We start from the raw sequence: 18,958 nt of genomic DNA, 5'->3' as shown, positions 1-18,958 counted from the left end.
TGGCCGGGATACCGCAGACTTCCAGACGACCATGCAGAGTTTAGGTAAGTCATCTCCCGATTTTTATTTTTCCGGGTCGATCACATTTTCAGAACCGTACATTGCATGTTTTTTGTTCGTAAGTATAAATATCGTTATCGATAACGTTAAACAAGTGTTAATAAAAAATGGCGATTGAAACTTTTAACCTGAGCACACTTCCTGGAAAAATCAGCGATATCGGCCGCCGCAGCAGCGCGCTGTTCGAGCTGTTGCAGCAGCAGATCGTACTCGGCATCCTGCCGCCGATGTCGGTGGTGCTGGAGCTGGATCTGGCGCAGCGCTTTGGCTACAGCCAGAGCACGGTGCGCGAGGCGCTGCTGGCGCTCCAGCAGGAAGGTCTGGTTCATCGTCAGCCGCACCGGGGAACCCAAATCTCGCCCTGCACCGAACAGGAAGCGATAGAAATGATCCACATTCGCCACGATATTGAGTGCCGCGCCGTATCGCGCGTGCTGGAGCTGACGGCGGACGCCCGCGCCCAGCTGCGCACCCTGCTGCTGAAGGATATCGAGGCGATGATCGCCGCCGCCCGCGCCGGGGATGAATACCTGCTCTCCTGCTACGACCGCGCCTTCCACCTGCGGCTTTACAGCTGCGCGCAGCTGCCCAACGTTGAGCCGATCCTCAAGCGCTGCCTGGTGCACAACCATCGTTATAAAATTCTGCACTGCGGCGGCGGCGACACCTCGCGGCTGCTGGACAGCGCCGAACGCCATCACCTGCTGATCGACGCTATAGACGGCGGGGACAGCGCGGCGCTGGTCGCCTGCCTGTCGCACCATATCCGTACCGCCGTTGATTTCGGGCCGGACCTGACCCAGCCGGACGCGGGGAAAATGCTATGAGCCTGAGCGGTGTACCTTCGGTGGAAATGGCCGCGCTGCTGCGTGAACTTCAGCAGGAAGACGCCGGGCTGCCGGACCCGACCACGCTCTCCCCCGCAGAGGGACGGGCGCAGGCGGAGCGCGGCAACCGGCGCTGGAATCAGCAGCTGCCGCCGATGGCGCAAGTGACGCCGTTTACGCTGCAGGAAGCCGGGCAGCCGACGATCACCGGAACGCTGTACACCCCGGAAAACGCCGGGCCGGGCGCGATCGTCTACGTTCACGGCGGCGGCTGGGCGTTTTGCAGCGCCGCCAGCCACCAGCGCAGCGCGCGGGTACTGGCCGCCGAGAGCGGCGTGCCGGTGCTGCTGTTTGATTATCGCCTGGCCCCGGAACATCCCTATCCCGCCGGGCTGGAGGACACGCAGCGCCTGTGGCAGCAGCTCAGCAGCGGCAAGCTGTTCCCGCATCTGGACCGCCAGCGCCTGGGGCTGGCCGGAGACAGCGCCGGAGCCAATCTGGCCGTGGCGCTGATGCTCTCCCTGCCGGAAGACGCCGTTCGCCCCTGCTGCGGCCTGCTGTTTTACGGCGTGTACGGCGCGGATTTTACCACCGCTTCTTACCAGCAATTCGCCAGCGGCCCCGGTCTGACCCGCGAGAAAATGCAGCGCTACTGGCACTGGTATCAACCGGATACGGAGGCGCGCCAGCAGCCGCTGATTGCCCCGCTGCACGCCAGCGATGCGGCGCTGAAGGCGCTGCCGCCGCTGTGGCTGAATGCGGCAGAAATCGATCCGCTGTGTAGCGACAGCGAGCTGTTCGCCGCCCGCCTGCACGCGCTGGGACGAGACGATCGCCTGAGCATCGTCCCCGGCGTGGTCCACGGTTTTATGCAGATGACCCTGCGCCTGCCTGCGGCAGTGACGGCACACAAGGAGGCGGCCCATGCCTGGCATCACCTGACGCGATAAATCGCGACTGAACCCTACAGCTATCCTGCAAACTTATAAAATAATCAGGAGCACAAGAAATGAAACGAGTAATGTCATCGCTGACGTTAGCGGCCTCCCTTTGCCTGTCGGCTACCGCCAGCCAGGCCGCTACCGTCCACTACTGGTATCACCTGGATAATGCCGACAACACCATGTCGGATTTAATTAGCAAATTCGAAAAAGCCAACCCGGGAATTAAGATCGACGCGGAGAATATTCCGTGGAACAGCTATTACGATAATCTTTATACCTCGCTGGTGGGCGGCAACGCACCGGATGCCGCGATGGTGAAAAGCTTCGCCCTGCCGCGCCTGCACGAGATGGAAGCCCTGGAGCCGCTGGATGGTTACATCAATCAATGGTCCGGCAAAGGCGACCTGCTGGAAAATACGGTGGATATCGCCCGCGGCGGTATGGATAAACAGTATTACCTGCCGGTGCAATATATCGTCTCCTACCTCTATTACCGCACCGACTATTTCGAAAAGGCCGGACTGACCCCGCCAAAAACCTGCGATGAATTTTACACCGATATTAAGAAACTCACTCAGGATACCAACGGCGACGGCAAAACCGATATTTACGGATTCGGATTCCGCGGCGGCGTCGGCGGCCAGGATATGTGGGCACCGCTGGTGATGCCCGCCGGCGGTGAATTCAGCAAGGGTGGGTTGACCAAACCGGCCGTGCTGCAGGCCAGCCAGCGCATCGTCGATGCCTACAAGGCCGGTGAGTTCCCCCCTTCCGCCACCACCGACGGCTTCAAGGACGTGATCGGCGCGTTTAAAGCGGGCAAAACCGCGATGACCATCCACCATATCGGCTCGGCCAACGATCTGGTGGCGGTGCTGGGCGATAAGGTTTCCGCCGTGCCGCTGCCTGCGTGTAATGAAAAACGCTGGGCGCCGATCGCCGTGGAATCTAACGCCATCTTCGCCAACGCCGCCGATAAAGAGGCGACGTGGAAGTGGATCGCCTTCCTCTCCAGCCACGAAAACAACGCGCAGTTTAACCGCGCCACCGGGCAGTTGCCGGTGACCAAAAGCGACACCAAAACGTGGAAAACCCATCCGCAGCGCTTTATCGACGCCACCGTCAACTCGCTGCCGGACGCCCACGACTACCCGAATACGCCGCAGCTCTCTGACTTCATCAACACCGTCTGGCCGGTCAACATGCAGCAGGCGATGCTGGGGCAGATCACCGTTGAGCAGATGAACCGCAAAATCGAATCCCTGTTCAGCCCACAGTAACAAGGGCCGAACTGCCACTTTGAGGTGTGATTATGGTGATGGAAAATTCTCTCGCCCCGCCCCGGCTGCGCCGTACCGGGCTGGCCAGGCGCGTGCTGCCCTATGCGCTGCTCTCTCCCGCTGTGCTGGTGACGCTGGCGATTGTCTTCCTGCCGATGGTGCAGGCCGCGTGGATGAGCTTTCATGATTACGTGCTGTGGAAGCCAAAGGCGTTTACGTTCAGCGGGTTGAATAACTGGTACAAGATGTTTGCCGACGAGGTGTTCTGGACCTCGCTGAAACACACGGCAATCTGGATCGGCGTGACCATTCCCGCCCAGCTGCTGCTGGGGCTGGTTACCGCGCTGCTGCTTAACCAGCAGTTTTTCTGGCGGCCGCTGGCCCGCGCGCTGATCATCATTCCGTGGGCGCTGCCCAGCGTGGTGATCGCGCTGATGTGGGCGTGGATCTACGATCCGAACTACGGCGTGCTGAACGACTTCCTGCTGCGCATGAAGCTGATCACCACGTCGATCGGCTGGCTGTCGAACCCGGATACCGCGCTGTATGCGGTGATCCTGACGCTGACCTGGCAGGGCTTCCCGTTCTTCACGGTGATGATCCTCGCCGCGCTACAGTCGATTCCGCAGAGCTATTATGAAGCCGCTTCGCTGGACGGGGCCGGGCGCTGGAAGCAGTTCTGGCACATCACCCTGCCGGGGATCTCCGGCGTGCTGCTGACCGCCGTGCTGCTGCGCATTATCTGGGTGGCTAACTCGATCGATGTGATCTTCGTGATGACCGGCGGCGGCCCCGGCTATTCCACCTATACCCTGCCGCTCTATTCGTTTATCAAAGCGCGCACCAATCTGGACTTCGGCTACGGCTCGGCGCTGGCGGTCAGCTTCACCCTGATGCTGCTGGTTCTGGTCGTGATCTACCTGCGCCGCACCATGCGGAGGGTTGCATAATGGTCATTAACAAATCTCTGCCCAGGCGTCTGCTGACAATACATCTGCCGATGCTGGCGATCCTCGCCTTCACACTCGGTCCCTATATCTGGATGTTTTTCACCGCCATCACGCCGAAAGAGCGGCTGTTTACCACCGGGCCGGGCATCAGTCATCCGACGTTCGAGAACTTCACCAACCTGTTTGCCCGCGTCGGTTTTCTGGAAAATATGATGCACAGCGCCATCGTGGCGGGCGGCACCGTGGTGCTCGGCCTGCTGTTGAGTATCCCGGCGGCGTATGCCTTCTCGCGCTTTAACTTTCGCGGCAAGCGGGTGCTGCTGATGCAGTTCCTGGTGATCAATATGTTTCCGGTGGTGCTGCTGATCCTGCCGCTGTTTGTGCTGATGAAGCAGATAGGCCTGCTGGACTCGCATCTGGGGCTGATTATCGCCAACTCCACCGTCGCCATCCCGTTCTCTATCTGGATGATGACCAGCTACATCAACGGCATTCCGAAATCGGTGGATGAAGCAGCGATGACCGACGGCTGTAGCCGCCTGCAGGCGATGTGGAAGGTAGTGCTGCCGCTCTGCACGCCGGGGGTGGTCGCCACCGGCATCTACATCTTTATCACCGCCTGGAACGAGTATCTCTACGCCCTGACCCTCGGCGGGCGCAACGTCAAAACCATCACTGTCGCCATTCAAAAGCTGATTGGCGAATACCAGATCGAATGGGGACTGCTCAGCGCGGGCGGCATTATCGGTGCCCTGCCCGCCACCGTGCTGTTCCTTATCGTACAAAAACGTTTAATCAGTGGCATGACACAAGGCGCAGTCAAAGGCTGACGGCGCAGGAGGATGTAATGAATAACCCGGTTGGCATTATTTCAATGCAGTTTGTTCGTCCGTTTTTAAGCAAGGATCTGTCGCTGTTCAGCCATATCCGCGAGCTGGGCTTCGATTTTATCGAGCTGCTGGTTCCCGAGCCGGAAGACCAGCTTAATCTGCACGAGGTGCGCCAGGCGCTGGCTGACAGCGGGCTGGGCGTGGTGCTGGCGGCCAGGGTCAATATGCAGCGCAGCATCGCCAGTGAAAACGCCGCCGCGCGCCAGGGCGGTATCGACTACCTGCGCTACTGCATCGACAGCGCCGCGCAGCTGGGGGCGACCATCGTTGGCGGCCCGCTGTACGGTGAACCGCTGGTGTTCGCCGGGCGTGCGCCCACCCCGGCCGATGATGCGCAGATTGCCCGCCGCCTTGAGGCCACCGTCAGCGCCCTGCGCCAGGTAGCCCCGCAGGCCGCCGACGGCGGCGTCGCGCTGGCGCTGGAGCCGCTGAACCGTTTTGAAACCGATATCGTCTGCTCCGTGGCGCAGGGGATTGAGGTGGTGGACGCCGTTGACCATCCGGCGCTGGGGCTGCTGCTGGATACCTTCCATATGAATATGGAAGAGAGCAGCCTGCCGGGGGCGATCCGCGCCGCCGGTTCGCGCATCGTCCACTTCCAGGCCAATGAAAATCATCGCGGCTTCCCCGGAACCGGGCACGTCAACTGGGCCGAAGTGATGCGCGCTCTGCACGACGTTGACTATCGCGGCCCGGTGTCGCTGGAGCCGTTCCGCCGCGACGACTGGCGGGTCGGTCTGCCGATCGCCCACTGGCGCGCGCCGCATGAAGATGAATCAGAAAAATTACGCGCCGGGCTGGCGCTGGTGAAATCCTCTTTAACCTTTGCAGGAGTGGCCGGATGAGTTTAACCATTGGCTGGGTCGGCTGCGGCCGACACGCAACGCAGATGCTGCTGCCGCAGCTGGCACCGAACAACGTGACTCTGGGCGCGGTCTGCGACCTGAATCCACAGGCCGCGCAGGACGTGGCCCGGCACTACGGCGTCTCGGCGGTTTACAGCGATTTTCAACAGCTGCTGGCGCACCCGGGGCTGGATGCTATCGGCATGGCGGTGGGGCCGCAGCAGCATGAGGAGTTTGCCATTGCGGCGCTGAAGCGCGGGCTGCCGGTGTTTATTGAGAAGCCGCCGGGCGGCAGCGCCGAGGGCGCGCAGGCGATTGCCGCTGCCTCCCGCAGTACCGGCGTGGCGGCTTACGTCGGCTTTATGAAGCGCTATTCTACTGGCAACAAGATTGCCGGAAACGTACTGCGCAGCGGCGACTTCGGCGATGTGCTCGGCTTCCAGGGCAACTATATGACCGCGCCGGGCTACTTTACCGGTGCGGTGGACTACACCAGTTTCTACCTGCATCACTGCGTGCATTATATGGATCTGATGCCGTGGCTGGTCGGCGCGGAAATCGTTGATTTGCAGGCAAGAGCGCTGGAGCATCGCCCCGGCCATCTGCTGGCGCATCTGAATATGGCCTTTGCCAACGGCGCGATCGGTACGCTGGTGATGGGCACCGTGCAGTCGCGCGGCACGCCGATGGAAAACATCACCGTAATGGGCAACCACCAGCGGATTGAGGTGGATAACGTGATTAACGTTGCCTGGCACCGCGATCCGCCGTTTAAGGCCGAGGATGAGCTGGCGCGGCTGGATAACGCCAGCGATACCCTGTGCTGGACGCCAAACTTTACCGCCGCCGCGAATGAGGATCATAAGGGTTACCACGCGCTGCTGCGCGATGTGTTCCGTGGGATGAAGGGCGAGAGCAGCCAGGCACCGACCATTGAGGACGGCGTGCGCGCGATGCAGAATCTGGAGCGGATGATCGCCGCGATTAATCAGCAGCTGCGGCAGAAATAGCGGGGGCTGAGACTGGATCAAAAGCGGACGATCGCCGCCATAATCAGCCGTTGCGGCAGAGTTAGCCGGGGCTGGAGCTGAGGCCGGAAGCTGGAACTGGAACTGGAACTGGAACTGGAACAGTCAGTAAACGAGAAACGAGAAGGGCCGGAAATACCGGCCCTTCTTTGTCACGCAATATCTACGCCAGCACTATCGCCGCTTCAGCAGCAGATACACGCTGACCGCAAAGAACGCAGCACTTGGCAGCAGCGCGCCCAGCAGCGGCGGAATATGGTAAACCAGGCTTAACGGACCAAAAATCTGGTCCAGCACGTAGAACAGGAAGCCGAAGCTGATCCCCACCACCACGCGGAAGCCCATCGACACGCTGCGCAGCGGGCCGAAGATAAACGACAGCGCCATCAGCATCATCACCGCCACCGACAGCGGCTGGAAGATTTTGCTCCACATATTCAGCTGATAGCGGCCGGGCGTCTGCCCGCTCTGCTCAAGGTATTTGGTGTAGTTATACAGGCCACGGATCGACAGCGCTTCCGGGTCCAGCGCCACCACGCCCAGCTTGTCCGGCGTCAGCGAGGTTTTCCACTCGCCGCTCAGCGTCTGGCTGCCCTTCACCTGTTCCGGATCGGTCAGGTCCGACTGGTCAACCTGCGCCAGCTCCCACACCTTTTTCTCGGCGTTGTATTTCGCCGAGGCCGCATAGCGCACCGACTGCAGGCGACGATCGTGGTTAAAGCTGTAAATACTGATCCCGGCCAGCTGGTTATCATCGCGAATGCGCTCGATAAAGATAAAGTTATCGCCGTCTTTCGCCCACAGCCCGCCCTGCGTGGAGAGCAGCGAGCCGCCCACCAGCTGCTGAGCGCGGTAGTTACGCGCCATCTGCTCGCCCTGCGGCGCAACAAATTCACCGATGGCCATAGTCAGCAGCACCAGCGGAATCGCCGTTTTCATGACCGAAGCGGCAATTTGCAGGCGGGTAAAGCCGGATGCCTGCATCACCACCAGCTCGCTGCGCTGGGCCAGCGTTCCCAGGCCCAGCAGCGCGCCAAGCAGCGCCGCCATCGGGAAGAAGATTTCGATATCTTTCGGCACGCTGAGCACGGTATACAGCCAGGCCCCGGCGGCGGTGTATTCGCCCTGCCCGGTTTTGCGCAGCTGATCGACAAACTTGATGATGCCGGAGAGCGACACCAGCATAAACAGCGTCGCCATGATGGTGTTGAATATCGTTTTACCGATATAGCGGTCAAGAACGCCAAACATCAGACTGTGCCTCTCTTGTTAAACCGCGCGCGCAGACGACGCATCGGCACCGTATCCCACATATTCAGCAGTACCGCTAACCCCAGATAGCCAAGGTTGACCGCCCACATCCAGACAGCCGGATCGATGCGGCCTTTACCACCGCTGGAGCGCAGGGAGCTTTGCAGCAGGAAGAACACCAGATACAGCAGCATAGCGGGCAGCATCGACAGCACGCGCCCCTGACGCGGGTTGACCACGCTGAGCGGCACCACCATCAGCGCCATCACCAGCACCGAGAAGATCAGCGTCAGACGCCAGTGCAGCTCGCTGCGGAAATCGGCTTTATCCGACTGCCACAGGGCTAACAGCGACGCCTGTTCGGAATCGTTCGGGTCCAGCGTGACGGTCTGATGGCCGACGATGGCCTGATAGTTTTTGAAATCGGTAATGCGGAAATCACGCAGCATGGCGGTGCCCTCAAAGCGGGTACCGTTGTCCAGCGTCACCACCTGGGAGCCGTCCGCGCGCTGATTCATATGACCATGATCGGCCACCACCACCGACGGGCGGGCATTGCCTTTCGGCCGCAGCTGCGCGAGAAAAACGCTGTCAAAGCTGTTGCCTTTCACGTTTTCAATAAACAGCACCGACTGGCCGTCGGAGGACTGCTGGAACTGCCCCGCCGCCAGGGCTGCCGCACCGGGGTTGGCCTTGGCGTTCTGCATCACTTCGCTCTGATGGCGCGATGACCAGGGGCCAAGCCAGCCGACGTTTACCGCCGCCAGTAGCGCAGTAAACAGCATCAGCACCATCGCCGCTTTGACCAGCACGTTTTTGCCCAAACCGCAGGCGTGCATCACGGTGATTTCACTCTCGGTGTATAACCGGCCAAGCGTCATCAAAATGGCTAAAAACAGGCTCAGTGGCAGGATAAGTTGTGCCATTTCCGGCACGCCAAGGCCCAATAATGTCAGTACTAAATTTGTTGGGATTTCGCCATCAACCGCGGCTCCTAAAATCCTGACTAACTTCTGGCAAAAGAAGATCAGCAGCAGGATGAACAGGATTGCCAGCTGGCTTTTGAGCATTTCCCGAACCAGATATCTAATGATGATCACGCTGAATACGCCTGTGAAAACTTGTCTTTTTGCAGGAAAATCGCTAGTTTCATCGCTTATACGCCATTTTTTCTCATCAATGGCCCTGTCATAGCTAAAATAGTATGGCAATAAATCGCGTTCTGGTGATGAAAAAACAAAAAATTATCACCGAAACTCAATCTGACGTTCGTGACTAAACGACGTTTACGCAACGGCACATTTCGTTACGCAAGCGACATATACTAGCCGCAGCAAGCGCCGTTGTCTTTAAGATTCAGGAGAGTGCATGGAGTTCAGTGTAAAAAGCGGTAGCCCGGAAAAACAGCGCAGTGCCTGTATTGTGGTGGGCGTATTTGAACCGCGCCGGCTGTCACCGATTGCTGAACAGCTGGATAAAATCAGCGATGGCTACATCAGCGCCCTGCTGCGCCGTGGTGAACTGGAAGGGAAAGTGGGGCAGACGTTGCTGCTGCACCATGTGCCAAACATTCTCTCTGAGCGTATTTTGCTGATTGGCTGCGGCAAAGAGCGGGAGCTCGACGAGCGCCAGTACAAGCAGGTCATTCAGAAAACCATCAACACCCTGAACGACACCGGTTCAATGGAAGCCGTTTGCTTCCTCACCGAGCTGCACGTTAAAGGGCGCAACACCTACTGGAAAGTGCGCCAGGCGGTTGAAACCTCGAAAGAGACGCTCTACAGCTTCGATCAACTGAAAAGCAATAAGGTTGAACCGCGTCGCCCGCTGCGCAAGCTGGTGTTCAATGTGCCAACCCGCCGCGAGCTGACCAGCGGCGAGCGCGCAATCCAGCACGGTCTGGCGGTTGCTGCCGGCGTGAAGGCAGCGAAAGACCTCGGTAATATGCCACCGAATATCTGTAACGCGGCTTACCTCGCTTCGCAGGCGCGTCAGCTGGCGGATGCCTACAGCAAAAACATCACCACCCGCGTCATCGGCGAACAGCAGATGAAAGAGCTGGGGATGAATGCCTACCTTGCCGTCGGTGCCGGGTCGCAGAATGAATCGCTGATGTCGGTTATCGAGTACAAAGGCAACCCGGATGCGGAAGCGCGCCCGATCGTGCTGGTCGGTAAAGGCGTTACCTTCGATACCGGCGGCATCTCGCTGAAGCCGGGCGAAGCGATGGATGAAATGAAGTACGATATGTGCGGCGCGGCCTCGGTGTACGGCGTGATGCGCATGGTCGCTGAACTGAATCTGCCGCTGAACGTGGTGGGTGTGCTGGCGGGCTGTGAAAACATGCCCGGTGGCCGCGCCTATCGTCCGGGCGACGTGCTGACCACCATGTCCGGCCAGACGGTAGAAGTGCTGAATACCGATGCCGAAGGCCGTCTGGTGCTGTGCGATGCGCTGACCTACGTTGAGCGCTTCGAGCCGGAAGTGGTGATCGACGTGGCGACGCTGACCGGGGCCTGCGTCATTGCGCTGGGCCACCATATCAGCGGCCTGCTGTCGAACCACAATCCGCTGGCGCACGAGCTGATCAGCGCGTCTGAACAGGCCGGTGACCGCGCGTGGCGCCTGCCGATGGCCGACGAGTATCAGGAGCAGCTGGACTCCAACTTTGCCGACATGGCAAACATTGGTGGCCGTCCAGGCGGAGCGATTACCGCCGCCTGCTTCCTGGCGCGCTTTGCCCGTAAGTACAACTGGGCGCACCTCGACGTTGCCGGAACCGCATGGCGCTCCGGTAAAGCGAAAGGCGCAACCGGTCGCCCTGTCGCGCTGCTGTCTCAGTTCCTGCTTAACCGCGCCGGTCTGAACGGCGACGATTAACAGCATCGAGCGGGAAGCGATACGGCTTCTCGCCGGGGCGGAGACACACTTCGCCCGCGGCTGATGACATAACCCTGCAATGGCGGACTCCAATCCGCCGTTGCTGTTTTTTCTCCAACCAGGCCTGATGCATGAAAAACGCAACGTTCTATCTGCTGGAAACCGATACGCCGGTCGGCGGGCTGAGCGCGCAGGAAGCGCTGGTCTGCGATCTGGCGGAGGCCCGCTGGCGTGACGGCAAACGCGTGCTGATAGCCTGTGAAGACGAAGCGCAGGCTATCCGGCTGGACGAGGCCCTGTGGCAACGCCCCGCCAGCGCCTTTGTGCCGCATAATCTGGCCGGTGAAGGCCCGAAATACGGCGCGCCGGTCGAACTGGCATGGCCGCAGCGCCGGGGCAATGCACCGCGCGATCTGCTGATCAGCCTGCTGCCGCAGTTTGCAGATTTTGCCACCGCTTTCTATGAAGTGATAGACTTCGTACCCTATGAAGAATCTTTGAAACAGCTGGCGCGCGATCGCTACAAAGTGTATCGCAGCGTTGGATTCCACTTGAATACGGCAACGCCGCCCTTGCCACCAACGACATAGCAGAACATGGAAAAGACATATAACCCGCAAGATATCGAGCAGCCGCTTTACGAGCACTGGGAAAAGCAGGGCTACTTCAAACCAAATGGCGATACCAGCCAGGAAAGCTTCTGCATCATGATCCCGCCGCCGAACGTCACCGGTAGCTTGCATATGGGTCACGCCTTCCAGCAGACCATTATGGACACCATGATCCGCTACCAGCGTATGCAGGGGAAAAACACCCTGTGGCAGGCGGGGACCGACCATGCCGGTATCGCTACTCAGATGGTAGTTGAGCGCAAAATCGCTGCCGAAGAAGGTAAAACCCGTCAGGACTACGGCCGTGACGCGTTTATCGAAAAAATCTGGCAGTGGAAGGAAGAGTCCGGCGGCACCATCACCCGCCAGATGCGCCGCCTCGGCAACTCGGTTGACTGGGAGCGCGAGCGCTTCACCATGGATGAAGGCCTGTCCAACGCGGTGAAAGAAGTGTTTGTGCGCCTGCATAAAGAGAACCTGATCTACCGCGGCAAGCGCCTGGTCAACTGGGATCCTAAACTGCGTACCGCCATCTCCGATCTGGAAGTGGAGAACCGCGAATCCAAAGGGTCAATGTGGCACCTGCGCTACCCGCTGGCCGACGGGGTGAAAACCGCCGACGGTAAAGACTATCTGGTCGTCGCTACCACCCGCCCGGAAACCGTGCTCGGTGATACCGGCGTGGCCGTGAACCCGGAAGATCCGCGCTATAAAGATCTGATCGGCAAGTTCCTGGTGCTGCCGCTGGTTAACCGCCGTATTCCAATCGTTGGCGATGAACACGCCGATATGGAAAAAGGCACCGGCTGCGTGAAGATCACCCCGGCGCACGACTTTAACGACTACGAAGTGGGCCGCCGCCACAAGTTGCCGATGATCAACATCCTGACCTTCGACGGTGATATCCGCGAATCCGCTCAGGTGTTTGATACCAACGGCGAAGAGTGCGACGACCACGGCACAGAGATCCCGCAGGCGTTCCAGAAGCTGGAGCGCTTTGCCGCGCGTAAAGCCATTGTGGCCGCCATGGACGAGCTGGGCCTGCTGGATGAAATCAAACCTCACGATCTGACCGTACCTTACGGCGATCGCGGCGGCGTGGTCATCGAGCCAATGCTGACCGACCAGTGGTACGTGCGTACCGCACCGCTGGCGAAAGTCGCGGTAGAAGCGGTAGAAAACGGCGATATCCAGTTCGTACCTAAGCAGTATGAAAACATGTACTTCTCGTGGATGCGTGATATCCAGGACTGGTGCATCTCCCGTCAGCTGTGGTGGGGCCACCGCATTCCGGCCTGGTACGATGCTGAAGGCAACGTCTATGTGGCACGTAACGAAGCGGAAGCGCGCGCGGAAAACAACATCGCCGACGACGTGGTGCTGACCCAGGACGAAGACGTACTGGATACCTGGTTCTCTTCCGGTCTGTGGACCTTCTCTACCCTCGGCTGGCCGGAGAATACCGAAGCGCTGCGCACCTTCCACCCGACCAGCGTGCTGGTCAGCGGCTTCGACATTATCTTCTTCTGGATTGCGCGCATGATCATGCTGACCATGCACTTCATCAAAGACGAAGACGGCAAGCCGCAGGTTCCATTCAAAACCGTGTATATGACCGGCCTGATCCGCGATGACGAAGGGCAGAAGATGTCCAAGTCGAAGGGTAACGTTATCGATCCGCTGGATATGGTTGACGGTATTTCGCTGGAAGACCTGCTGGAAAAACGTACCGGCAATATGATGCAGCCGCAGCTGGCGGAGAAAATCCGCAAGCGCACCGAGAAGCAGTTCCCGAACGGCATTGAGCCACACGGCACCGATGCCCTGCGCTTTACTCTGGCGGCGCTGGCCTCGACCGGTCGCGACATCAACTGGGATATGAAGCGCCTGGAAGGCTACCGCAACTTCTGTAACAAGCTGTGGAACGCCAGCCGCTTTGTACTGATGAACACCGAAGAGCACGATTGCGGCTTCAACGGCGGCGAACTGGAGCTGTCGCTGGCGGATCGCTGGATACTGGCTGAGTTTAATCAGACGGTGAAAGCCTACCGTGACGCGCTGGACAGCTATCGCTTTGATATCGCTGCCGGTATTCTGTACGAGTTCACCTGGAACCAGTTCTGCGACTGGTATCTGGAGCTGGCTAAGCCGGTGATGAACGGCGGTACTGAAGCCCAGCTGCGCGGCACGCGTAATACGCTGGTGACGGTGCTGGAAGCCCTGCTGCGCCTGGCGCATCCGATTATTCCATTCATTACCGAAACCATCTGGCAGCGTGTGAAAGTGCTGAAGAACATCAGCGACGACACCATTATGCTGCAGCCGATGCCGGAGTTTGACGCGGCTCGCGTGGATGAGGTGGCGATGGCGGATACCGAGTGGCTGAAGCAGGCGATTGTCGCGGTGCGTAATATTCGCAACGAGATGAACATCTCTCCGGCCAAGCCGCTGGATGTGCTGCTGCGCGGTGCCAGCGATGATGCGGCTCGCCGCGTGAACGAAAACCACAACTTCCTGAAGACGCTGGCGCGTCTGGATAAGCTGGAGCTGCTGGCAGCCGGTGATAAAGGTCCGGTGTCGGTGACCAAGCTGGTTGACGGTGCCGAGCTGCTGATCCCGATGGCCGAACTGGTGGATAAAAACGCCGAGCTGGAGCGTCTGGCGAAGGAAGTGGGCAAGATTGACGTTGAGATGGAGAAGATTACCGCCAAGCTGGGTAACGAAGGTTTTGTTGCCCGCGCGCCGGAAGCGGTTGTCGCCAAGGAGCGCGAGCGTCTGGCTGACTTCGAGCAGGCTAAGATCAAGCTGATCGAACAGCAGGGCGTGATTGCCGCACTGTAAGTTTTCTCAGCGAGTCTGATGATGAAAAACCGCCGTCTTTTGATGGCGGTTTTTTTTTGGCGTTTTACGGCTGCCGGAAGAGTGGTGATGCAGGCACGATTTTGGCAGCAAATGAGGCTGTGCGTTGAGGGAACACTCTCGGTTTAGCGGATGTGCTGGGTTTAGGAAGCTGCTGCAGGTTTGGGGAATGTGCGCCCGTCCCGGCGGTCTGCGGGCGGTCCTCGCGCCGTGCTTCGCACGATGCCTTCGGTTACGGCATCCGGCCTTTCGGACCGGACAGGAGCGGGCGTCCTGCCCGCGCCTGGCCTGGCGCCCGCATCCATGCTGTCGCCTCCGGGCCTGCTGCCTGCACCTCAGCGCTGCGGATTGCCCACCGGCCGCCGGGACGGGCCCACTTCATCCATCCTGCTGGCTTTTAAAGTACCGTTTAATAGCAAAAAACGGTTACCCCTCTACGCTTTCACTTCCGTAGTTGGAACATGGCCACTGAGTGTGAAAAGAAGTCTCATCACTCATCTCTTAGAATCTGAAAACGACAATGAAGTCACTCAGCGGTCGGGCAATCCGCAGCGCTGAGTACAGGGAGGAAGCCAGGATTCGCCAGCACGGACGCACACGCAAGCAGCCAGAGCCGCAATAATCGTTCCTGCAGCCTGCTCCTGAGCGACTAAGCGGGCGGGCTGTGCTCACGATCGGGCAATCCACAGCGCTGAGTGCAGAGAGGAAGCCAGGATTCGCCTGCATGGACGCAGGCGAAAGGCACAGCCGCGCAGGACGCGCGTCTGTGCCGATCCGTCCGGCTGACGAACGAAGCGAGGGGACCGCAAAGCGGCGCGAGGACCGACCCGACCGGGAGTACAGCCCGCCAGCCAGACACCGGAGCCTGTACCCTATTCCGCCGCCCGAATCACCTTAATTCGCTCCGGCATATCCGGGTGAGTGCTCATCCATTCTGGTAAACTCAGCCCGCGACTCTCCTTCTCGCCCGACTGCTGAAGCTGACCGTAAATTTCCGCCATCGCCGACAGCGACCGCCCCTGAGCCTTCATCTGCGCAATCGCATACGCATCCGCTTCCCGCTCCATGCCGCGCGAAAACTGCATCTGATGCACGAAAGCAGCCGACTGTAACAGCGTATCACCAATGCCGCTGACGTCACCGGTCAGCCACATATAGCTCAGCGATATCAGCGACGAACGCACCAGCATCCGCATCGGGTGGCGGTAATGATGATGGCCAATCTCATGCAGCATCACCGCCGCCAGCGCATCGTCGCTTTTCGCCATGCGCACCAGATCGTCACTGACCACCAGCGTACCGTCCGCCAGCATAAAGGCGTTCGCGCCGCCGTCGAAATGCATAACCTTCAACCGCAGCGGAACCGCGTCCTGCTTCATCTCACCGGGAATAACACGGCTAAACAGACGATCCATGCGCTGCTGCTGCTCCGGCGTCAGTTTGCCGTCGCTAAAGCCGCTGCTCTGCAACAGCGTCAGAGTTTGCTGCCCCACCTGCCGCTCCACGTAAGCCGGCATATTTGAAGCCAGCGCGCTGCTGGCGGCAGGCAGGATGACCCAGACATACAGAGCGATAGCGGCCAGCGTCGCCAGCAGGGTCAGCCCGACGCCGCGACGATGACGCTCCAGACGATGAACCAGGCCAGGACGATGGCGCTGCTGCCACCACTGACGAAACGCCGCATCATCATCCGGCACAAAGCGCCCGCCGTCGGAAAAGCTCAGCGTCAGGGGGATGCTACCCAGCGCATCGGATACCGAAATCGCATTGAGTAACATAATCTGCTGCTGCCCGTTGCGGTCCAGTACCAGGTGCCGCTCATACAACGTGAGACGGGCAGCCTCGCGAGCTGCCCGTCCGGGAGATTGATAGTAGCCGTTAAGCTGCAAAATCAGATTCCCGCATTCAGATCGAAAGCAGAAACCACCTCTTCCGCCACCGCAGTACGGGCCGAATCGTGGTGGGCCATCACTTCATCCAGCGAAATATCGCCCTCCAGCTCGGTGCTGTTAGCCAGATAGCGCGCCAGGCGGATTTCAGCAATCGGGGCACCCAGTCCAAGGGTGAAGATCACGATCAGCGTGTTAGTCAGCGTCAGAGCCAGGAAAGCGCCCGTCGACAGCGTTGACTTCAGGCGCAGCTTATCGCCCAGCCGGGTCTGGCCGAAAACATAATTGCGTTGAGCCACCACTAAATAAGCTGAGGAGACTAAACCACCGAACAGAATGACCAGGAAGGTCAGGAAAATATTCAGCACGTTGCCGGCCATCATATTACCCAGCATCTCCGGATCGTTAACGCCCATTGCCGAAGCATAGATAATTGAGGCAAACAGAGAACCAATCAGCAGGCCACCGATAATCAGGAATGGCAGCATAATCAGGAAGCTGATCAATACCATTTTAATAAATGTCTTTTTGCTCAGATCGGCTTTAAACGGTAGCTGACCAAACGCCATATTATTGATATACAGATCGTGATTCAGCGCAGCAACGGTCCCCTGTATTGCAGCCAGTCCCACCAAATAGAGCACGAAGCAAATCACACCGACGGTCATCGTGGTGCTGATATTACCGCTGGTCGCACCTGCCGCGCCGATCATGCCGACCACCAGTAACAGTGCAAAAACCATCAGCACCGGTGCCAGATACATCGTCCAGTATGCTCGACCAATACGGCAGTGGTAGTTAAAGCGTACACCGCGGAAGCTGCTCATCAGCGCGTTGTAGCGCCAGCTGCGGATTATGATCCACGGGATGAGCGCAAAGAAGGCCAGCATCGCTACCAGAGTCAGGGTCGGGGAGATAGAGGAAATAATAAAGAACAGTACCAGACCGATAAAAACAATAATACGGCCAATAAGCAGGTTGATTGGCCGGGCGTGATAATCAAAACGATCGCCAGCAATTTCAGTATTACCATAGAAATAGCGACGGCGGCGTACGGTGGCCCAGGCAGAATATATCCCTAACGTCACCATGGTCAGTAATGCATTGACTAACCAGATTGAGAAATATTCGCCTGCGCGGCCGTGAAACAGCACCGGATGGCGCTGAGAATGCGAGGTATTGTTTTCCATTAGATTTTCTTCCTGAAAATAAGAGAGCTAAATAATAATTCAGAATATGAAAGCGGTATAACTGCCTGCTATTTAAGCATGGCACTGATAGTCAAACAATGGAATAGTTATCATTCAGATTAACCCTGGCTTAGTGGTGATATCACTCATCCGCACATTGCATCATCGCCTCAGCAATGTTATTACACTAACCTGCCGCCGAACTGCTATGAGCCTGATTTATGACAACCGCGATTCACTCTACTCTGACAGTGCAAGTACGCCCGATTACGCTTGCTGATAATTCCCATATTGCCGCGGTGATCCGCACGGTTTCTGCTGAATTTGGTTTAACGGCGGATAAAGGCTATACGGTTTCCGACCCGAACCTCGATCGTTTGTATGAGCTGTACAGTGAGGCGAACAGCGCCTACTGGGTGGTAGAAGTGGAAGGTAAAGTGGTTGGCGGTGGCGGTTTGGCTCCGTTGCAGGGCGGTGATGCGGACGTTTGCGAATTGCAGAAGATGTATTTCCTGCCGGAGGCTCGCGGTCTTGGCGTGGCACGAAATCTGGCATTGCAGGCGCTGGAGTTTGGCCGTGAGCGTGGGTTTAAACGTTGCTATCTGGAAACCACCGCGTCACTGACGCGCGCGATTCGTCTGTATGAGCATCTTGGTTTTCAGCATATTGATGGCCCGATGGGCTATACCGGGCATGTGGATTGTGAAGTCACGATGCTGAAGGCGCTTTAATTTTGCTTGAGTCGCCTGAACGCTGGTGCTTTCGCTGAATGGTGTTGATTAAGATTTGATGTTATTTGCCTGAGTCGCCTGAACTTTAGTGCTCTCGCTGACTGGTGGTGGCTTCGGTCGGGCGGGTCCTCGCGCCGCGTTGCGGTCCCTTCTCTTCGTTCGTCAGCCTGTCGGACCGCCACAGACTGGGCTTCCTGCCCAAACCGTGCCTTTCGCCCACATCCGTGTGGGCGAATCCTGGCTTCCTCTCTCCGTTCAGCGCTGCGGATGCACCGACCGAAGCCACCGCCAGTCCGCTGATAACGTCTGTGTTGCATGAAAAAACGGACACACCAACCAACAGCCCATCAGCAAATAAAGTCTGTGTTACCCGGAAAAGCGGACAAACCGACCAACAGTCCGTCGGCAATTAAGGCCTGTTTTACCAGGAAAAACGCGCACCCTGTGTGAAGGGAGAGCGGCCTCTGCGGCTGACGGACAATCCGCAGCGCTGAGGAGCAGGCTGTGGGGCCGGAGAGACCAGCAGGGATGCTGGGCTCAGGCGCAGCGCGGGCAGGACGCCCGCTCTGCGCCGATCCGAAAGGCCCGCAGCCGAAGCCGAAGGCACCGCGAAGCGGCGCGAGGACCGTCCGGCAGCCGCAGAGGCCGCTCTCCGTACTCCCAGGCTAACCAGCTAACCAGCTAACCAGCTAACCAGCTAACCAGCTAACCAGCTAACCAGCT

At 58.8% G+C, this 18,958-nt stretch carries 15 protein-coding genes; 11 read left to right on the top strand and 4 right to left on the bottom strand.

Features of this window, described 5'->3' with window-relative positions:
- Positions 1–167 precede the first annotated feature (167 nt).
- Genes IBT47_RS24435 through IBT47_RS24405 form a run of 7 tightly spaced genes read left to right on the top strand, consistent with a single transcriptional unit; the run spans position 168 to position 6,806 of the window.
- Positions 168–887, top strand: a complete 720-nt coding sequence (locus IBT47_RS24435) for a GntR family transcriptional regulator (RefSeq protein WP_200563645.1) — start codon at positions 168–170, stop codon at positions 885–887.
- Positions 884–1,837, top strand: coding sequence for an alpha/beta hydrolase (locus IBT47_RS24430; RefSeq protein ID WP_200563643.1), 954 nt, complete (start codon positions 884–886; stop codon positions 1,835–1,837). The genes IBT47_RS24435 and IBT47_RS24430 overlap by 4 nt, the downstream gene beginning before the upstream one ends.
- 59 nt (positions 1,838–1,896) lie before the next feature.
- Positions 1,897–3,111, top strand: coding sequence for an ABC transporter substrate-binding protein (locus IBT47_RS24425; protein ID WP_200563641.1), 1,215 nt, complete (start codon positions 1,897–1,899; stop codon positions 3,109–3,111).
- A gap of 32 nt (positions 3,112–3,143) precedes the next feature.
- Positions 3,144–4,061: a carbohydrate ABC transporter permease gene (locus tag IBT47_RS24420; RefSeq protein ID WP_200546584.1), complete on the top strand. Its 918-nt coding sequence runs from the start codon at positions 3,144–3,146 to the stop codon at positions 4,059–4,061.
- A complete protein-coding gene (locus IBT47_RS24415) occupies positions 4,061–4,891 on the top strand; it encodes a carbohydrate ABC transporter permease (protein WP_200546583.1) in 831 nt (276 codons plus the stop codon). Before IBT47_RS24420 ends, IBT47_RS24415 begins: the two co-directional genes overlap by 1 nt.
- Positions 4,892–4,908: 17 nt before the next feature.
- Positions 4,909–5,796: a sugar phosphate isomerase/epimerase gene (locus IBT47_RS24410; protein ID WP_200546582.1), complete on the top strand. Its 888-nt coding sequence runs from the start codon at positions 4,909–4,911 to the stop codon at positions 5,794–5,796.
- On the top strand, positions 5,793–6,806 hold the full coding sequence (locus tag IBT47_RS24405) for a Gfo/Idh/MocA family protein (protein ID WP_200563639.1): 1,014 nt from the start codon (positions 5,793–5,795) through the stop codon (positions 6,804–6,806). The genes IBT47_RS24410 and IBT47_RS24405 overlap by 4 nt, the downstream gene beginning before the upstream one ends.
- Before the next feature lie 192 nt (positions 6,807–6,998).
- Here the strand turns inward: IBT47_RS24405 and lptG are convergent, their stop codons facing one another.
- Positions 6,999–8,075 (bottom strand): LPS export ABC transporter permease LptG, encoded by a 1,077-nt coding sequence (gene lptG / locus IBT47_RS24400; protein WP_200563637.1) that lies wholly within the window; start codon positions 8,073–8,075, stop codon positions 6,999–7,001.
- Positions 8,075–9,175: an LPS export ABC transporter permease LptF gene (gene lptF / locus IBT47_RS24395; RefSeq protein WP_200563635.1), complete on the bottom strand. Its 1,101-nt coding sequence runs from the start codon at positions 9,173–9,175 to the stop codon at positions 8,075–8,077. Before lptF ends, lptG begins: the two co-directional genes overlap by 1 nt.
- Before the next feature lie 268 nt (positions 9,176–9,443).
- Here lptF and pepA point away from each other — a divergent pair, with 268 nt between their 5' ends.
- The 3 genes from pepA (at position 9,444) to IBT47_RS24380 (ending at position 14,407) form a co-directional block, all read left to right on the top strand.
- Positions 9,444–10,955, top strand: a complete 1,512-nt coding sequence (gene pepA / locus IBT47_RS24390; protein WP_105592980.1) for a leucyl aminopeptidase — start codon at positions 9,444–9,446, stop codon at positions 10,953–10,955.
- A gap of 131 nt (positions 10,956–11,086) precedes the next feature.
- Entirely contained in the window at positions 11,087–11,545 is a 459-nt protein-coding gene (locus IBT47_RS24385) for a DNA polymerase III subunit chi (RefSeq protein WP_105592979.1), read from the top strand.
- A 6-nt stretch (positions 11,546–11,551) separates the two neighbouring features.
- Positions 11,552–14,407, top strand: coding sequence for a valine--tRNA ligase (locus IBT47_RS24380; protein WP_105592978.1), 2,856 nt, complete (start codon positions 11,552–11,554; stop codon positions 14,405–14,407).
- Between the two features lie 890 nt (positions 14,408–15,297).
- On the opposite strand, the gene IBT47_RS24375 is transcribed toward IBT47_RS24380, so the two are convergent.
- On the bottom strand, positions 15,298–16,314 hold the full coding sequence (locus tag IBT47_RS24375; RefSeq protein ID WP_200563633.1) for a M48 family metallopeptidase: 1,017 nt from the start codon (positions 16,312–16,314) through the stop codon (positions 15,298–15,300).
- Positions 16,315–16,316: 2 nt separating this feature from the next.
- The gene (locus tag IBT47_RS24370) at positions 16,317–17,504 is read right to left on the bottom strand and encodes a YjgN family protein (protein WP_200563631.1); all 1,188 of its coding nucleotides are present in this window, start codon (positions 17,502–17,504) and stop codon (positions 16,317–16,319) included.
- A gap of 221 nt (positions 17,505–17,725) precedes the next feature.
- Between IBT47_RS24370 and IBT47_RS24365 the strand changes: the two genes are divergently transcribed.
- Positions 17,726–18,235, top strand: coding sequence for a GNAT family N-acetyltransferase (locus tag IBT47_RS24365; protein WP_200563629.1), 510 nt, complete (start codon positions 17,726–17,728; stop codon positions 18,233–18,235).
- The last annotated feature ends 723 nt before the right edge of the window (positions 18,236–18,958 follow it).

It is taken from the genome of Erwinia sp. S43 (genome assembly GCF_016624745.1).
Classification (GTDB): Bacteria; Pseudomonadota; Gammaproteobacteria; order Enterobacterales; family Enterobacteriaceae; genus Erwinia; species Erwinia coffeiphila.
The sequence above is the reverse complement of the archived record's forward strand: the minus strand, read 5'-3'. Positions and strand labels throughout refer to the sequence as shown.

Excerpts from the sequence above, each read along its gene's own strand:
- IBT47_RS24435 (WP_200563645.1), top strand. The coding sequence starts at position 168 with ATGGCGATTGAAACTTTTAACCTGAGCACACTTCCTGGAAAAATCAGC.
- IBT47_RS24430 (WP_200563643.1), top strand. The coding sequence starts at position 884 with ATGAGCCTGAGCGGTGTACCTTCGGTGGAAATGGCCGCGCTGCTGCGT.
- IBT47_RS24425 (WP_200563641.1), top strand. The coding sequence starts at position 1,897 with ATGAAACGAGTAATGTCATCGCTGACGTTAGCGGCCTCCCTTTGCCTG.
- IBT47_RS24420 (WP_200546584.1), top strand. The coding sequence starts at position 3,144 with ATGGTGATGGAAAATTCTCTCGCCCCGCCCCGGCTGCGCCGTACCGGG.
- IBT47_RS24415 (WP_200546583.1), top strand. The coding sequence starts at position 4,061 with ATGGTCATTAACAAATCTCTGCCCAGGCGTCTGCTGACAATACATCTG.
- IBT47_RS24410 (WP_200546582.1), top strand. The coding sequence starts at position 4,909 with ATGAATAACCCGGTTGGCATTATTTCAATGCAGTTTGTTCGTCCGTTT.
- IBT47_RS24405 (WP_200563639.1), top strand. The coding sequence starts at position 5,793 with ATGAGTTTAACCATTGGCTGGGTCGGCTGCGGCCGACACGCAACGCAG.
- lptG (WP_200563637.1), bottom strand. The coding sequence starts at position 8,075 with ATGTTTGGCGTTCTTGACCGCTATATCGGTAAAACGATATTCAACACC.
- pepA (WP_105592980.1), top strand. The coding sequence starts at position 9,444 with ATGGAGTTCAGTGTAAAAAGCGGTAGCCCGGAAAAACAGCGCAGTGCC.
- IBT47_RS24385 (WP_105592979.1), top strand. The coding sequence starts at position 11,087 with ATGAAAAACGCAACGTTCTATCTGCTGGAAACCGATACGCCGGTCGGC.
- IBT47_RS24380 (WP_105592978.1), top strand. The coding sequence starts at position 11,552 with ATGGAAAAGACATATAACCCGCAAGATATCGAGCAGCCGCTTTACGAG.
- IBT47_RS24370 (WP_200563631.1), bottom strand. The coding sequence starts at position 17,504 with ATGGAAAACAATACCTCGCATTCTCAGCGCCATCCGGTGCTGTTTCAC.
- IBT47_RS24365 (WP_200563629.1), top strand. The coding sequence starts at position 17,726 with ATGACAACCGCGATTCACTCTACTCTGACAGTGCAAGTACGCCCGATT.